This window comes from Citrobacter sp. MGH 55, from assembly GCF_016906145.1.
In the GTDB taxonomy this organism is placed as follows: Bacteria; Pseudomonadota; Gammaproteobacteria; order Enterobacterales; family Enterobacteriaceae; genus Citrobacter_A; species Citrobacter_A amalonaticus.
In genome coordinates this window covers 1871965-1886624 of sequence record NZ_CP070239.1, presented here as the reverse complement: position 1 = coordinate 1886624, position 14660 = coordinate 1871965, and the positions used below count along the sequence as shown (strand labels likewise).

The 14660-nt window shown below is 53.6% G+C and carries 17 protein-coding genes; 3 read left to right on the top strand and 14 right to left on the bottom strand.

The window, feature by feature from the left end:
- Positions 1-80 precede the first annotated feature (80 nt).
- From rplI to JTI98_RS07510, 5 genes are all read right to left on the bottom strand, one after another.
- Positions 81-530 carry a 50S ribosomal protein L9 gene (rplI, locus tag JTI98_RS07530; RefSeq protein WP_042999192.1) on the bottom strand — a complete coding sequence of 150 codons (450 nt, stop codon included), beginning with the start codon at positions 528-530 and terminating at the stop codon, positions 81-83.
- A gap of 41 nt (positions 531-571) precedes the next feature.
- Positions 572-799, bottom strand: a complete 228-nt coding sequence (gene rpsR / locus JTI98_RS07525) for a 30S ribosomal protein S18 (RefSeq protein ID WP_000135199.1) — start codon at positions 797-799, stop codon at positions 572-574.
- Positions 800-803: 4 nt separating this feature from the next.
- Positions 804-1118: a primosomal replication protein N gene (priB, locus tag JTI98_RS07520; protein ID WP_042321531.1), complete on the bottom strand. Its 315-nt coding sequence runs from the start codon at positions 1116-1118 to the stop codon at positions 804-806.
- Positions 1119-1124: 6 nt separating this feature from the next.
- Complete coding sequence (gene rpsF / locus JTI98_RS07515; protein ID WP_042321529.1) at positions 1125-1520, bottom strand: 30S ribosomal protein S6; 396 nt, start codon at positions 1518-1520, stop codon at positions 1125-1127.
- A gap of 159 nt (positions 1521-1679) precedes the next feature.
- The gene (locus tag JTI98_RS07510; RefSeq protein ID WP_044327173.1) at positions 1680-2444 is read right to left on the bottom strand and encodes a TSUP family transporter; all 765 of its coding nucleotides are present in this window, start codon (positions 2442-2444) and stop codon (positions 1680-1682) included.
- 300 nt (positions 2445-2744) lie between these two features.
- Between JTI98_RS07510 and yjfY the strand changes: the two genes are divergently transcribed.
- The gene (gene yjfY / locus JTI98_RS07505; RefSeq protein ID WP_216082091.1) at positions 2745-3020 is read left to right on the top strand and encodes a DUF1471 family protein YjfY; all 276 of its coding nucleotides are present in this window, start codon (positions 2745-2747) and stop codon (positions 3018-3020) included.
- A gap of 99 nt (positions 3021-3119) precedes the next feature.
- On the opposite strand, the gene yjfP is transcribed toward yjfY, so the two are convergent.
- Entirely contained in the window at positions 3120-3869 is a 750-nt protein-coding gene (gene yjfP, locus JTI98_RS07500) for an esterase (protein WP_216082090.1), read from the bottom strand.
- A 181-nt stretch (positions 3870-4050) separates the two neighbouring features.
- Between yjfP and bsmA the strand changes: the two genes are divergently transcribed.
- Positions 4051-4380 carry a biofilm peroxide resistance protein BsmA gene (gene bsmA / locus JTI98_RS07495; protein WP_042999188.1) on the top strand — a complete coding sequence of 110 codons (330 nt, stop codon included), beginning with the start codon at positions 4051-4053 and terminating at the stop codon, positions 4378-4380.
- 147 nt (positions 4381-4527) lie between these two features.
- Positions 4528-4803 (top strand): DUF1471 family protease activator YjfN, encoded by a 276-nt coding sequence (gene yjfN / locus JTI98_RS07490; protein WP_072140690.1) that lies wholly within the window; start codon positions 4528-4530, stop codon positions 4801-4803.
- Between the two features lie 37 nt (positions 4804-4840).
- On the opposite strand, the gene JTI98_RS07485 is transcribed toward yjfN, so the two are convergent.
- From JTI98_RS07485 to hflK, 8 genes are all read right to left on the bottom strand, one after another.
- Positions 4841-6463, bottom strand: a complete 1623-nt coding sequence (locus JTI98_RS07485) for an isovaleryl-CoA dehydrogenase (RefSeq protein WP_044326958.1) — start codon at positions 6461-6463, stop codon at positions 4841-4843.
- Positions 6464-6576: 113 nt separating this feature from the next.
- Positions 6577-7308: a 23S rRNA (guanosine(2251)-2'-O)-methyltransferase RlmB gene (gene rlmB / locus JTI98_RS07480; RefSeq protein ID WP_042321448.1), complete on the bottom strand. Its 732-nt coding sequence runs from the start codon at positions 7306-7308 to the stop codon at positions 6577-6579.
- A 66-nt stretch (positions 7309-7374) separates the two neighbouring features.
- Positions 7375-9816, bottom strand: a complete 2442-nt coding sequence (gene rnr / locus JTI98_RS07475) for a ribonuclease R (protein WP_044257223.1) — start codon at positions 9814-9816, stop codon at positions 7375-7377.
- 227 nt (positions 9817-10043) lie between these two features.
- The gene (nsrR, locus tag JTI98_RS07470; protein ID WP_042321442.1) at positions 10044-10469 is read right to left on the bottom strand and encodes a nitric oxide-sensing transcriptional repressor NsrR; all 426 of its coding nucleotides are present in this window, start codon (positions 10467-10469) and stop codon (positions 10044-10046) included.
- A 220-nt stretch (positions 10470-10689) separates the two neighbouring features.
- Complete coding sequence (gene purA / locus JTI98_RS07465) at positions 10690-11988, bottom strand: adenylosuccinate synthase (RefSeq protein WP_042321439.1); 1299 nt, start codon at positions 11986-11988, stop codon at positions 10690-10692.
- A 103-nt stretch (positions 11989-12091) separates the two neighbouring features.
- Positions 12092-12289: a DUF2065 domain-containing protein gene (locus JTI98_RS07460; RefSeq protein WP_042321436.1), complete on the bottom strand. Its 198-nt coding sequence runs from the start codon at positions 12287-12289 to the stop codon at positions 12092-12094.
- A gap of 86 nt (positions 12290-12375) precedes the next feature.
- Positions 12376-13380 (bottom strand): protease modulator HflC, encoded by a 1005-nt coding sequence (gene hflC / locus JTI98_RS07455; protein ID WP_042321433.1) that lies wholly within the window; start codon positions 13378-13380, stop codon positions 12376-12378.
- Between the two features lie 2 nt (positions 13381-13382).
- Complete coding sequence (gene hflK, locus JTI98_RS07450; RefSeq protein ID WP_042999185.1) at positions 13383-14639, bottom strand: FtsH protease activity modulator HflK; 1257 nt, start codon at positions 14637-14639, stop codon at positions 13383-13385.
- Positions 14640-14660 lie beyond the last annotated feature (21 nt).

Here is a 14660-nt window from a genome sequence, read left to right as displayed (position 1 = left end):
AGAGCGAAAAATGAGGGGAGCAGAAAAGCAAAACGCCGACACAAGGTCGGCGTTTCTTACGACGTTATCAGAATAAAAACTTATTCTGCAACAACGTTAATGGTCAGCTTAGCGAATACTTCGCTGTGAACCTGGAAGTCCACTTCGTGCTCACCAGTGGTACGCAGAACGCCGTTCGGCAGACGAACTTCGCTCTTAGCCACTTCAACGCCAGCTGCAGTTACAGCATCAGCGATGTCGCGGGTACCGATGGAACCGAACAGTTTACCTTCGTCGCCTGCTTTAGACGTGATGGTAACGGTTTCCAGTGCGTTGATTTTCTCTGCGCGTGCATTTGCAGCAGCCAGAACGTCAGCCAGTTTAGCTTCCAGTTCAGCGCGACGTGCTTCGAAGTATTCAACGTTTTTCTTGGTAGCAGGAACAGCTTTACCCTGTGGTACCAGGAAGTTACGAGCATAGCCCGCTTTAACGTTAACCTGATCACCCAGGCTACCCAGGTTTGCTACTTTATCAAGCAGAATAACTTGCATTACCTTATCCTCTCAAAGTCGTATTAATGGACCGTGACCGATTACTGATGACGATCAGTGTACGGCAGCAGAGACAGGTAGCGAGCGCGTTTGATAGCGCGAGCCAGCTGACGCTGGTATTTTGCACGGGTACCGGTGATACGGCTTGGGACAATCTTACCGCTTTCGGTGATGTAGTTTTTCAGCGTAGCGATATCTTTATAGTCGATCTCTTGAACGCCTTCCGCGGTGAAACGGCAGAACTTGCGACGACGGAAATAACGTGCCATATGGCTAGTCTCCAGAATCTATCAATTCAATCTGCTCGGCATGCAGAACCATTTTGCTCAGGCCGTTCTTTGCCTTGTGGCAAGAGATGAACCCCTGAACGGTCACTGCGCTACCGACCGTTATACTGTGAGTAATGGCCTGGTTTTCGTGTCCGCTAACAATCACGGGCATTTGGCACCACGCCTGCCGGTGAAATCCGGCTTCCTCCTGCACAGAACGATGCTCAAGCACGAACTGGCAGTGCGGAATTCCTGATGGACTGACCTTTCGAAGGGGGGTCCTGCACACGGTGCCGGACAACACCAGACGGTTGGTCATCAGAAATTACTCTTCAGAATCCCCAGCTTCAGCATCATCTGCGGTTTCGTTTGCGAAATCATCGCGACGCTCACGGCGCTCGTCTTTCGCTTTAACCATCGGAGATGCTTCGGTAACAGCGTGCTTAGTACGCATTACCATGCTGCGGATAACGGCGTCGTTGAAGCGGAAAGTTGTTTCCAGCTCATCGATCACTTCCTGCGGTGCTTCAACGTTCAGCAGAACGTAGTGAGCTTTGTGCAGTTTGTTGATCGGGTAAGCCAGCTGACGGCGGCCCCAGTCTTCCAGACGGTGGATCTTGCCTTCTGCACCAGTGATGGCAGCAGAGTAACGCTCGATCATACCCGGAACCTGTTCGCTCTGGTCAGGATGGACCATAAAAACGATTTCGTAATGACGCATCGAATTGCTCCTTACGGATTATTCAGCCTCCTGTCTGGGTCAGCCGCGGCCCATGGAGGCAAGGAACGTGTTAAAGGTCGGCTGAAAAATTGACGCGTCATAATACTGGTGTCAGGCCGCAAACTCAAGGTGATTCCAGGAATATTTGTCAGGACGCCCTTAATACATATCCAATAGCATTTTGCCGCTGATGCAGATAGAGACAATCACGATCATCGGCCTGATCACTTTCTTGCCGCGCGTGAGGACTACCGTCGCCCCCAGGCGTGCGCCAAGCGCCTGCCCGGCGAACATCACCAGTCCCAGCGACCAGATCATTTTGCCACCGAAAATGAAGAACAGAATAGAGGCGATGTTGGACGCAAGATTAATGAAATTAGAGTGAATTTGCGCTTTATCGATGCTGTATCCCCACAGCAGGATGTAGCACAGGGTATAAAAGGAACCGGCCCCGGCGCCGAGGAATCCATCATAGAAACCAACGCACCCTCCCCCTATCAGGGAAAAGAGAAACAGTGACACTTGCTGCTTCTTTTTTGGTTCAGTGAGATTGGGGGCAAAAATAAAGTAGAGCGCTACCGCGATGATGAGTACCGGTAACAGTTTTTTCAGCAGTTCCGGTTCAATGAACTGGATAAGCGTCGTCCCCAGCGCCGATCCCACAAACGCGGATAAAAAGACATACTTATGCTGCTGGACGTTGATATGTCCGCGACGCAGAAAGTAGATCCCCGACGTCAATGAACTGCCCAGCGCCTGAATCTTATTGGTGGCCAGCGCATTGGCTGGCGGCAATCCTGAGAGCAATAGCGCTCCAATCGATAAAAACCCACCGCCGCCTGAAACTACATTAATAAAACCCGCTATCAGCGCCACCATAAACATAATGGCGAAGTAGCTGAAATTCATGAATGAAGTATCCATATCTTTTTGCCTTATTATCATAAAGTTAGCTTTATGTTTCGGCTCACTATAAGCGGCGATGGCCGACAGTGATATTGACGATTCGGTAAGAGTTCTTGTCAGAAAAACAGGTATTTTTCGCCACAGCAAAACGGGTTAGCCGATTGTTTACATTCAGAAAGAACGGATCGCGGTAATTTTTTGAACAACTGCATCAGAAATGGTCGCTATCGACCAACAAAGTAGCGATTAAAATTAAATCAGACGTTATCGACTTACAGGAGAAATCGCTAATCAGAGTCAGCTGTCGAGGAGGTAGATATGCGAATCCGTTTTGTCACCCTTCTGGCGGGACTGTTACTCAGTGCAAATACGCTCGCCGCCATTGAAATAGACCACCAGCAAGCCCGAAACATGGATGATGTGCAGAGCTTAGGCGTCATTTACATCAACCATAACTTCGCCACTGAAAGTGATGCGAAAAGGGCACTGAATGAAGAGACCGACGCGCAAGACGCAACGTACTACCACGCGATCCTGATGCGGGAACCCGGTAGTAACGGCAACATCCGCGCCAGCGCAGATATTTATCGCTAGCACCAGGAAAGTCCAACGAAAAGAAAGCCATAGTTTGACTTGCCCCCTGTTCAGGGGGCTTTTTTTTGCATGATGATGTATGGCTAGCTAACGCCTGCATCAGAGATGCTGACGGAAAAACGACACCGTTGCGGCCAGGGCTTCGGGCGTAATGCGATGGCGTACGCCTGCTTGCCACTGACAGGTCAGATTCTGGTCAAGCCCGGCCTGAATCATCGCCTGCTGTAAACGGAAACTTTCTGCCGCCGGAACCACATCATCCTCCTGTCCATGCCACAACAGCAACGGTCTGTCGGCCAGTCGGTCAAGTTGCTGCGACACGTCCCACTTCGCCAGCGGGGCGATGATATGCGGGAAATCTTCCTGTCGGGCGGGCGTGTCCAGGGCGCAAGGGGGAAACAGCGTTCGCGCCAGACGGGTGAAATAACCCGAGCCCATCAGGCTGGCGACACATTTGACCTCCGGATGCTGAGTCATGATCCCCAGCGCAGTCATTGCCCCCATCGATGCGCCGCCAACCGCAAGACGTTCCTCCAGCAGCCAGTTTTCTGCACGCAGTGCCGCACGTAACGCCGTGAACTCCTGCATGCTCTGCTGCAAAATCTGCCAGAAGTGGCCCATTCTCGCCTGTTCGTCACCATTGAAACGCGCCCCATGCCCGGCGGCGTCTGGCATAATGACCCGAAATCCGGCCTGCGCCAGCGCCACGGCAAAATAGCTGTAGACCAGGCTGGAAGAGGTAAACCCGTGGTAGAAAACAATACACGGCAAAGGTGTACTGCGTTGCCCCGAAGGAAAGGCGTGAAGCAGATGATGTTCCGCCAGTTGACATGTTTCAATTTCAATCATTTGCACCTCTTTTGGCGCGGGTATGCTATAGGTCACATTATTAAACAAGGTGACGTATTCAACAACGATTCATAATGTTGAGAACTGGATTACGCTTTCACGACATTTTCATTCGAAAATCGCGCGGAAGGTAACATTTTGGGAACATTCCCCCAAAGGGAAATTAATAAGGCACTACACTATGGCTATCAGGAAACGAGATAGAGTGATGCGTCGGTTTACCTCTTTGATGTTGGTGATGCTGTTAAGTGGATGTAGCATTCTTCAGGGAACGCCACAGCCAGCACCGCCTGTCGCCGATCATCCGCAGGAAATTCGTCGCGACCAGACACAAGGGTTGCAGCGAATGGGAACCGTGACCTCTCTGGTCAGAGGCTCTCCGGATGATGCAGTTGATGAAGTCAGAGCGAAAGCCGCCGCAGCGAAAGCCGATTATTACGTTATTGTCATGGTTGATGAAACTATCGTGACGGGTCAGTGGTACTCACAGGCCGTCTTATATCGTAAATAATCATTGATGGAATTTAAGCCAATTTCACGTAGCTTTACGCCTCTATACGTTTACCTGTGCACAATAAACCGACAGCAGGAGGCTGGACGTTTATTTCGGCGATGGAATGCCCTGCGCATTGCGGGGAAACGTAAAATGGAGCTGACGATGAAACAATCTCTTGCCTTATCCTCACTGCTGTTAACTGCCGGACTGGTGAGTACGACGGCGCAGTCTGCTGAATTCGCGAGTGCGGATTGCGTGACTGGCCTCAATGAAATTGGCCTGATCTCTGTCAGTAATATTTCCGGAAACCCACAGGATGTGGAGCGTATTGTCGCGTTAAAAGCCGATGAACAAGGCGCATCGTGGTATCGCATTATTCAGATGTATGAAGAGCAGCAGCCCGATAACTGGCGCGTACAAGCCATACTCTACGCATAACAGATTGCCGGATGGCGTAAACGCATCCGGCAACGTATCAGCGCAATCCCCCCGTCGCCCGCAGCAGCAACGCGTCCTGTACCCGTTCTGATAACCGCATTCCGCCGCGCGTATCCAGCATCATCTGACACCAGGCCTGGGCAACAGGCGGTGATGCGTGCCGTAACATTTCCATTCCGCATCCCAACAGGAAAATCTGCTGGGTGATCTCACGACCCAGTTCTTCGGAAGGTTTGCGAAGTCGCGGCAAAAGCTGGCGTACCGCGCGATCAAAATGCCTGTCCTGCCCCCTGACCTCAGAGAATGCCTCACTCAGCATCTCATCGACCCCGGCTTGCTTGTTGATAACCCGCAAGACGTCGAGACACATGACGTTACCGGATCCCTCCCAGATACTATTGACCGGCATTTCCCGGTACAGTCGCGGCAGTTCGCTCTCTTCGCAATACCCTACGCCGCCAAGCACTTCCATTGCCTCCGCCACGAACGGAATGCCGCCTTTACAAACAGCAAATTTTGCCGCAGGCGTGAACAGACGCGCCCAGAGTCGCTCTTTGGCATCGCTACGCCGATCCCAGGCATGGGCCAGACGAAACAATAATGCGGTTTGTCCTTCCAACTGGAGCGCCATACGACTAAGCACCTGACGCATCATCGGTTGTTCAATCAGCGGCTTGCCGGACACCTGACGCTGGTGCGCGTGGTAAATCGCCACCGAGAAGGCGCGGCGCATCAGTCCGTGACTGCCGAACGCACAGTCAAAACGCGTCAGCCCCCCCATCTTCAGGATATGACGAACGCCCTCTCCCTCATCACCAAGAAGCCAGCCGATGGCATCCTGAAACTCGACTTCCGCGCTGGCATTGGAACGATTCCCCAGCTTGTCTTTCAGCCGTTCAAGGCGGATCGCATTGCGCTGGCCGTCAGGTAAAAAGCGCGGGACGAAGAAACAGGAGAGGCCACCTTTTGCCTGTGCCAGCACCAGATGGGCATCACTTTGCGGCACAGAGAAAAACCATTTATGCCCCACCAGCCGGTACGCCCCATCCGCCAGACGCTCGGCGCGGGTGGTGTTGCTCAACACATCAGAACCGCCCTGTTTTTCCGTCATCCCCATGCCGATCAACAGGCCACGTTTTTGGCCCCCCGGCGCAAGATGCGAATCATAGCGATCGCTGTGTAGCGGCGTTTGCCAGTCGGCGAATACGGCGGGCAACATTTGCTGCAATAGCGGTGTCGCGGCAAAAGTCATGGTGATGGGGCATAACGTGCCGGCCTCCACCTGCGCATGCAGGACAAAGCGGGCTGCCCGGGCGACAAACGATCCGTCTCGCGCCGCCTCCGCCCAGGGCAGATTGTGGATACGGTTGGCACACAGTCCCTGCATCAACAGATGCCACGCGGGATGGAAGCGAACGTCGTCCAGACGCTGCCCCTGGGGATCGTAACGTAGTAATTCTGGCGGCCAGGCATTCGCCAGCCGTCCCAGTTCCAGCGATTCCGCAGTGCCAAGTTGTTGACCGATACTGGCGAGAAGTTCGCTGTCCCAGCCTGCCCCCTCACGCGCTACGGCCTCGCAGAGCGCGCCATCAGACAGGAACAGATTGCTGTTATTCAGGGGTAACGGCTGATTAAAAACGGTGTGAGTTTGCCAGTGCATTGTGTTTCCCTCCTTCAATGGCATCCCAATAAGTATGGTCAGTCTGAGGGGAGAATGCCTGGAAAGGAGAGCACAAAAAAGCCATCCTGCTGGATGGCTTCAGAAATCGTCTATTAGCTGCGCTGCCGCACAGCCTCGAACAGACAGATGCCTGTCGCGACAGAAACGTTGAGCGAAGAGACGCTTCCGGCCATTGGAATGCTGATCAGCTCATCGCAATGTTCACGCGTCAGGCGACGCATCCCCTCACCTTCCGCCCCCATCACCAGCGCCATACGGCCGGTCATTTTGCTCTGATAGAGAGTATGGTCAGCTTCACCCGCCGTGCCGACAATCCAGATATTCTCTTCCTGCAACATACGCATGGTACGCGCCAGGTTGGTCACCCGAATCAACGGCACGCTTTCCGCTGCACCGCAGGCGACTTTCTTCGCCGTGGCATTCAACTGCGCAGAACGATCTTTCGGCACGATCACCGCATTAACGCCAGCGGCATCGGCGCTACGCAGACAGGCACCGAGGTTATGCGGATCGGTCACGCCATCAAGGATCAGCAGGAACGGTTGATCCAGCGAAGCAATCAGATCCGGTAGATCGTTTTCCTGATACTGACGACCTGGCTTCACGCGAGCGATAATGCCCTGATGGACGGCTCCTTCGCTTTTCTCATCCAGAAACTGACGGTTTGCCAGTTGGATGACCACGCCCTGTGCTTCCAGAGCATGGATCAGCGGCAGCAGGCGTTTATCTTCACGGCCTTTGAGAATAAAGACATCCTGAAAACGTTCAGGAGCGCGCTCCAGCAGGGCCTGCACCGCATGGATGCCGTAAATCATTTCACTCATGAAATCACTCGTTAATAGTTAATCATGCCGGGTGACGCAATGCTTCCCCGGCTTACACTGTCCGGCTTACTGTGCCGTTTTCTTTTTAGCGGCACGCTTTGCTTTTGTCGCCGCCGCTATTTTTTGCGTTTTCTCAGAAGGCTTTTTCGCTTTTCTGGCCTCTTTCTTCGCCGCCTTTGGTTTTTGTTTCTTCTCGCCACGGAAAGCGCTGTCAGGCTCGAAATTGGCTTTTTTACCGACCTGACGACGGCGGCCGGTTTTTTTACCCGCATCGCCTTTCTTCGCTCTTTCACGCGCCGTTTTACCTTCGTTACGCGGCGCACGCTCGCTGGAGATCAGGCTGAAATCAATCTTGCGCTCATCCATATTCACGGCTTCGACTTTCACTTCCACGCGGTCGCCCAGACGATAAGTCTGGCCGCTGGATTCACCTGTCAGGCGCTGCCCAACCTGGTCAAAACGGTAGTAGTCGTTGTCGAGCGAAGAAACGTGGACCAGGCCATCGATGAACAGTTCGTCCAGACGCACAAAGAAGCCAAAGCCGGTGACGCTGGCAATCACGCCTTTAAAGACATTGCCGACCTGATCCAGCATGAAGTCGCACTTCAGCCAGTCAGCGACGTCACGGGTTGCTTCATCCGCACGGCGCTCAGCCATCGAACAGTGCTGACCCAGTTGCAGCATCTCTTCCATCGAATAATGGTAGCCACCCGTTTCGGTGGTGTTACCTTTATGGCCCTGCTCTTTCGCCAACAGATACTTAATGGCGCGGTGCAGGGAGAGATCCGGGTAACGACGAATCGGCGAGGTAAAGTGTGCATACGACTGCAACGCCAGGCCAAAGTGACCGCGGTTTTCCGGATCGTAAATCGCCTGCTTCATCGAACGCAGCAGCATCGTTTGCAGCATTTCGGCGTCAGGGCGATCGGCAACCGATTCCAGCAATTCCGCGTAATCGCGCGGCTCCGGCTTATTACCCCCAGGCAGTTCCAGCCCCAGCTCCGCCAGAACAGAACGGAAGGAAGTGATCGCCTCAGTCGTCGGTTTGTCGTGTATACGGAACAGCGCAGGCTCCTGGGCTTTCTCAACGAAACGCGCTGCCGAGATGTTCGCCAGAATCATGCACTCTTCGATCAGCTTGTGCGCATCATTACGCTGGGTCTGCTCAATTCGCTCAATACGGCGTTCCGCGTTGAAAATGAACTTCGCTTCTTCACTCTCAAACGAGATGCCGCCGCGCTCTTCACGGGCTTTATCCAACACTTTGTAGAGGTTGTGTAGCTCTTCGATATGCTTAACCAGCGGCGCATACTGCTCGCGCAACTCCTGATCGCCCTGCAACATGTGCCAGACCTTGGTGTAGGTCAGACGCGCATGTGAGCTCATCACCGCTTCGTAGAATTTATATCCCGTCAGACGGCCTTTGGTAGAGATGGTCATTTCGCAGACCATGCACAGGCGGTCAACCTGCGGGTTCAGTGAGCACAGGCCGTTGGAGAGCACTTCCGGTAGCATCGGTACCACCTGCGACGGGAAGTACACGGACGTCCCGCGATTACGCGCTTCCTGATCCAGCGGCGTCGGCGGACGCACGTAATAGCTCACGTCAGCAATCGCCACCCACAAACGCCAGCCGCCACCGCGTTTCTTCTCGCAATAGACCGCATCGTCAAAGTCGCGGGCATCTTCGCCGTCGATGGTGACCAGCGGCAAATCGCGTAAATCCACACGCCCGACTTTTGCCTCTTCAGGCACCTCTTCTTTCAGACCGGCAACTTGTTTCTCAACGGCGGCTGGCCAGATATACGGGATTTCATGGGTTCGCAGCGCCATATCGACGGCCATACCGGTTCCCATGTTGTCGCCCAGCACTTCGACGATTTTCCCTACCGCTTTGGTGCGGCGGGTCGGGCGCTGGGTGAGTTCAACCACCACCACAAAGCCCATGCGCGCGCCCATGATATCTTCAGGCGGGATCAGAATATCGAAGCTCAGACGGCTGTCGTCAGGAACCACAAAACCCACGCCCGCTTCAGTAAAGTAACGACCGACAATCTGGCTGGTTTTTGGCACCAGAACGCGCACAATACGCGCTTCACGGCGGCCTTTACGATCCGCGCCCAGCGGTTGCGCCAATACCTGATCGCCATGAATGCAGGTTTTCATCTGCTCGCTGGAGAGATACAAATCGTCTTTACGCCCTTCGACGCGCAGAAAGCCGTAGCCATCACGGTGACCAATAACGGTACCTTTCAGCAGATCGAGGCGTTCCGGCAGCGCATAACACTGCCGACGGGTGAAGACCAGTTGTCCGTCACGCTCCATCGCGCGCAGGCGGCGACGCAGGGCTTCCTGCTGCTCTTCGCCTTTTATGTTCAGTTCCACAGCCAGCTCATCGCGGCTGGCCGGTTTTTCGCGTTTAGTTAAATGTTCGAGGATAAATTCCCGGCTTGGGATAGGATTTTCGTACTTTTCAGCTTCGCGTTCCTGGAAAGGATCTTGTGACATTGAGGTTCCTCCATTGTCAGCTCCGGTGGAATTCCGTCGTCTTTCACGCCGTCTCTTTGTTGGCTGCCTTTGCTCTCCCCAGTCGCTTACTTTTGTAAGCTCCTGGGGATTTATGAGAGACATCCCTGTCTCTCACCGAAGGCCAGCCTGCGGCTGTTCAAATTCGTTCCTGACGAATTTGTCACTCAGTTGCCGCCGCGATACGACGCGAAATGCTTTGGACTTCACTATTCCACCAGCAATAATTTATAAAGCGGTTGATTCTCTTCAACCAAATCGGCCAGCGTGTAGTTATCCAGCTCCGTTAGAAAACTTTGCACGGCCTTAGAAAGCGCCTGTTTGAGTCGACAGGCAGGGGTGATATGGCAAAACTCACTGCTACAATTCACCAGCGACAGCGGTTCGAGTTCGCGCACGACATCGCCAATTCGAATGGTATTCGCGGCTTTGCCTAAACGGATCCCGCCATTTTTTCCCCGAATAGCAGTTACAAAGCCCGCCCGACTAAGTTGATTGATTATTTTGACCATATGATTACGGGAAACGCCATAGACGTCTGTCACTTCCGAAATACTGGTCATGCGACCTTCCGGGAGTGATGCCATATAGATTAGCGCTCGTAGTCCGTAATCGGTGAAACTCGTTAACTGCACATCAACCTCAGGGAAAAGGGGGAATCGGGATACATCTTATTTATATTGATGATAAACCAGCCACTAGCCAGGCCGCTAATTTATTTCAGTTCGGAAGGAAAAAAGCGAGGATTTAACGCACGATTAAGCCGGATGACGACGCCTGGCATCTTGTCCGGCTAACTACACTTTGTAGGCCTGATAAGCGCAGCACCATCAGGCACTGCGCCACGAACCCAAATTATGCGTCGAACGGGTCACGCAGAATCATGGTCTCAGTACGATCCGGGCCAGTCGAAATAATATCAATCGGTACACCGGTCAGTTCTTCGATACGCTTAATGTAGTTCAGCGCTGCCTGTGGCAAACCGCTACGCTCTTTCACGCCGAAGGTGGACTCAGACCAGCCTGGCATGGTTTCGTAAATCGGCTCGATACCTTCCCAATCGTCAGCCGCCAGCGGTGTTGTGGTCACTTCACGGCCATCCGGCATACGATAAGCGACACAGATTTTCACCTCTTTCAAACCGTCCAGTACGTCCAGTTTGGTCAGGCAGAAGCCCGACAGGGAGTTGATCTGTACTGCACGACGCACAGCAACGGAGTCCAGCCAGCCAGTACGACGACGACGCCCCGTGGTAGCACCGTATTCGTTACCCTGTTTGCACAGGAACTCACCGATGTCATCAAACAGCTCAGTCGGGAACGGACCCGCCCCCACACGCGTGGAGTAAGCTTTGATGATACCCAGCACGTAATCCACATAACGCGGACCCAGGCCAGAACCTGTTGCCACGCCACCCGCAGTGGTGTTAGAGGACGTTACGTACGGATAGGTACCGTGGTCAATATCCAGCAGCGTACCCTGCGCGCCTTCGAACATGACGAAATCGCCACGCTTGCGCGCCTGGTCCAGCAGATCGGACACATCAACAACCATCGAGGTCAGGATGTCGGCAATCGCCATCACATCATCCAGCACTTTCTGGTAGTCAACCGCGTCAACTTTGTAGAAGTTAACCAGCTGGAAGTTGTGATATTCCATCACTTCTTTCAGTTTTTCAGCGAAGGTGGCTTTGTCGAACAGATCGCCAACGCGCAGACCGCGACGGGCGACTTTGTCTTCGTAAGCCGGCCCGATACCACGACCGGTAGTCCCGATCGCTTTCGCGCCACGTGCTTTCTCACGCGCGTTATCCAGCGCAACGTGGTAGTCCAGAATCAGCGGGCATGCTTCAGACAACAGCAGACGCTCGCGAACAGGAACACCACGATCTTCCAGTCCTTTCATCTCTTTCATCAGCGCAGCCGGAGACAGCACAACACCGTTACCGATGATGCTGATGACGTTCTCGCGGAGAATACCTGATGGAATAAGATGGAGGACGGTTTTTTCACCGTTGATTACGAGAGTATGGCCTGCGTTGTGACCGCCCTGGTAGCGTACAACATATTTAGCCCGTTCAGTCAGAAGATCGACGATCTTTCCTTTACCTTCGTCACCCCATTGGGTGCCCAGTACGACGACGTTGTTACCCATTTTTCAAAATCACCGTTTGCTTAAAAATGGATTCTACCATCGCTTTTTCAGATATACAGCACTTTTTGCATGCAAAAATTAGCTAAATTCGCACGTTTTTTGATCAGCCAATCGTTTTCCTCAACATGTAGTAGACCACAATGCCCGCAACCACAAGTCCACCACCAAAACGACGTAAAGTATTTTCAGGCAACTGCGTCATGGCAGAAATCATCTTCTTCCATGCTCGCGGGTAAAGCATCGGACCTAAACCTTCAAGCACTAACACCAGCGCAAGCGCGAGCCAGATTGTTGAGTTCATCGGACGTCCTTTATAAAAAGAAAACCACCGGCATCCCTGAGGATGCGGTGGTTTTATGCGTCTAACCTAAAACCGTTGCGACGATATTATCGCGTTGCGGTATTCGGTGTCTTCATGTAGCGGAAGAAATCGCTGTCCGGGCTCATGACCATGACATCCTGATTGCCTTCGAAGCTCTTCTCGTAAGCGCGCAGGCTACGAATAAAGGCGTAGAAGTCAGGGTCCTGGCTGAACGCATCGGCAAACAGCTTCGCCGCTTCTGCATCCCCTTCACCGCGCATGATACGCCCCTGACGCTCAGCTTCCGCCAGCGTTTTGGTCACTTCATAGTCGGCTGTCGCGCGCAGTTTTTCCGCTTCTTCCTGACCTTGTGAACGGTGACGACGCGCTACCGCTTCACGCTCAGCGCGCATACGGTTATAGATCGCTTCAGACACTTCGGTCGGCAGGTTGATCTGCTTGATCCGCACGTCGACCACTTCGATACCCAATGCGGCCATACTGTTCGGGTTGATCACCGGCACATTGCCGTTGGTTTCAGCCTGAACACGTTCAGCGGCTTCGGCAATCGCGTTATCTGCTGCCGGGGTTGCCACTTCGTCTTCGGTTCCGGCAGAGCCAGAGTTCAGAGCGTCACGCACTTCCAGGGTCAGACGACCACGGGAGTCGGTCACGATGTCTTTCACATCCAGACGACCAATCTCAGAACGCAAACGGTCAGAGAACTTACGTTTCAACAGAACTTCGGCCTGAGAAATATCGCCGCCGCCCGTCGCCAGGAAGTAACGGCTGAAATCGCTGATGCGCCATTTGATGTAAGAGTCGACAATCAGGTCTTTCTTCTCTTTGGTGACAAAGCGATCGGCCTGGTTATCCATCGTCTGGATACGCGCGTCGAGCATTTTCACCGACTGAATAAACGGTACCTTAAAGTGCAGACCCGGCTCATAAATCAATGGTTTTTTGTCGGCATCACGCACGACGCTGCTGAACTGGAACTTAATTCCGCGCTCGCCTTCTTTCACCACGAAAATTGAGGTGTACAGCACTACCAGCACGATGATGATAATCGCAATAACTGACTTACGCATCGTTATTCCCCCTGACGCTGGTAGTCGTTACGCTGCGCGTTAGCGCGGCGTTGGTCCATAATATCGCCCTGACTGGTGGACGAGGTGTTGCTTGCTCCGCTGCTGCTGGAAGATGACGTGGAGGGCAGACGCAGCAGGTTCGAACCGCTATCGCTCTTTGCCGCTGGCGCGCTCGCGCCTTTCAGCATCTGATCCAATGGCAGAACCATCAGATTGCCACCTTTGTCGTTAACCAACACTTTACGGGTATGGCTCAACACTTTTTCCATCGTCTCGATATACAGACGCTCGCGGGTAATCTCTGGCGCCGCTTTATATTCCGGAAGAATTTTCGCGAAGCGCGCCACTTCACCCTGCGCTTCCAGGATGGTTTGCGTTCTGTAAGCACGCGCCTCTTCGAGGATACGCTGTGCCTGACCGTTCGCACGCGGCTGAACTTCGTTGGTATACGCTTCCGCTTCACGGATGTACTGCTGTTCGTTCTCACGGGCAGCAATGGCATCGTCAAACGCCGCTTTCACCTCTTCCGGCGGACGTGCAGCCTGGAAGTTGACGTCCAGCAGGGTAATACCCATGTTATACGGACGAATGGTCTCTTCCAGTTCACGCTGGGTATCGCTACGAATAACGGTACGCCCTTCGGTCAGGATACGGTCCATGGTGTATTTACCGATCACGCCGCGCAGGGCGCTGTCGGTCGCCTGACGCAGACTGTCATCCGCGCTGGTTACGCTAAACAGATATTTTTGCGGATCGGTGATGCGGTACTGCACGTTCATCTCAACGCGCACCACGTTCTCATCTGACGTCAGCATCACACCGGAAGCGGCCAGTTCGCGGACGGCTTCCACGTTCACCGGCGTCACCTCGTCGATAAACGTCGGCTTCCAGTTCAGGCCCGGTTCAACCAGATGGCTGAACTTACCAAAGCGTGTCACCACGCCGCGCTCTGCTTCTTTGATGGTGTAGAAACCGCTCGCCGCCCAGATAATGACGATAGCTGCCGCCGCGATGGAGACGACACGTCCGCCCAGATGCGGGCGCGGGCCTTGTGATGAGCTTCCGCCGCCAGAGCCGGTACCTTTACCGCCTCCCAATCCACCGAGTTTTTTACTCAGCTTGCGAAAGATGTCATCGAGATCAGGTGGCCCCTGCTCGCGACCACCTTTGTTTCCATTTCCCTCAGAGTTGCCGCCTGGTTTGCTGCTTCCCCACGGGTCGCGGTCTTGTCCGTTATTACCGGGCTGATTCCACGCCATGTTTGTGCTCCATATTTGTTA

Excerpts from the sequence above, each read along its gene's own strand:
- priB (WP_042321531.1), bottom strand. The coding sequence starts at position 1,118 with ATGACCAACCGTCTGGTGTTGTCCGGCACCGTGTGCAGGACCCCCCTT.
- rpsR (WP_000135199.1), bottom strand. The coding sequence starts at position 799 with ATGGCACGTTATTTCCGTCGTCGCAAGTTCTGCCGTTTCACCGCGGAA.
- bsmA (WP_042999188.1), top strand. The coding sequence starts at position 4,051 with ATGGCTATCAGGAAACGAGATAGAGTGATGCGTCGGTTTACCTCTTTG.
- JTI98_RS07485 (WP_044326958.1), bottom strand. The coding sequence starts at position 6,463 with ATGCACTGGCAAACTCACACCGTTTTTAATCAGCCGTTACCCCTGAAT.
- hflC (WP_042321433.1), bottom strand. The coding sequence starts at position 13,380 with ATGCGTAAGTCAGTTATTGCGATTATCATCATCGTGCTGGTAGTGCTG.
- rlmB (WP_042321448.1), bottom strand. The coding sequence starts at position 7,308 with ATGAGTGAAATGATTTACGGCATCCATGCGGTGCAGGCCCTGCTGGAG.
- yjfY (WP_216082091.1), top strand. The coding sequence starts at position 2,745 with ATGCGAATCCGTTTTGTCACCCTTCTGGCGGGACTGTTACTCAGTGCA.
- yjfP (WP_216082090.1), bottom strand. The coding sequence starts at position 3,869 with ATGATTGAAATTGAAACATGTCAACTGGCGGAACATCATCTGCTTCAC.
- hflK (WP_042999185.1), bottom strand. The coding sequence starts at position 14,639 with ATGGCGTGGAATCAGCCCGGTAATAACGGACAAGACCGCGACCCGTGG.
- rnr (WP_044257223.1), bottom strand. The coding sequence starts at position 9,816 with ATGTCACAAGATCCTTTCCAGGAACGCGAAGCTGAAAAGTACGAAAAT.
- yjfN (WP_072140690.1), top strand. The coding sequence starts at position 4,528 with ATGAAACAATCTCTTGCCTTATCCTCACTGCTGTTAACTGCCGGACTG.
- JTI98_RS07510 (WP_044327173.1), bottom strand. The coding sequence starts at position 2,444 with ATGGATACTTCATTCATGAATTTCAGCTACTTCGCCATTATGTTTATG.
- JTI98_RS07460 (WP_042321436.1), bottom strand. The coding sequence starts at position 12,289 with ATGAACTCAACAATCTGGCTCGCGCTTGCGCTGGTGTTAGTGCTTGAA.
- rpsF (WP_042321529.1), bottom strand. The coding sequence starts at position 1,520 with ATGCGTCATTACGAAATCGTTTTTATGGTCCATCCTGACCAGAGCGAA.
- rplI (WP_042999192.1), bottom strand. The coding sequence starts at position 530 with ATGCAAGTTATTCTGCTTGATAAAGTAGCAAACCTGGGTAGCCTGGGT.
- purA (WP_042321439.1), bottom strand. The coding sequence starts at position 11,988 with ATGGGTAACAACGTCGTCGTACTGGGCACCCAATGGGGTGACGAAGGT.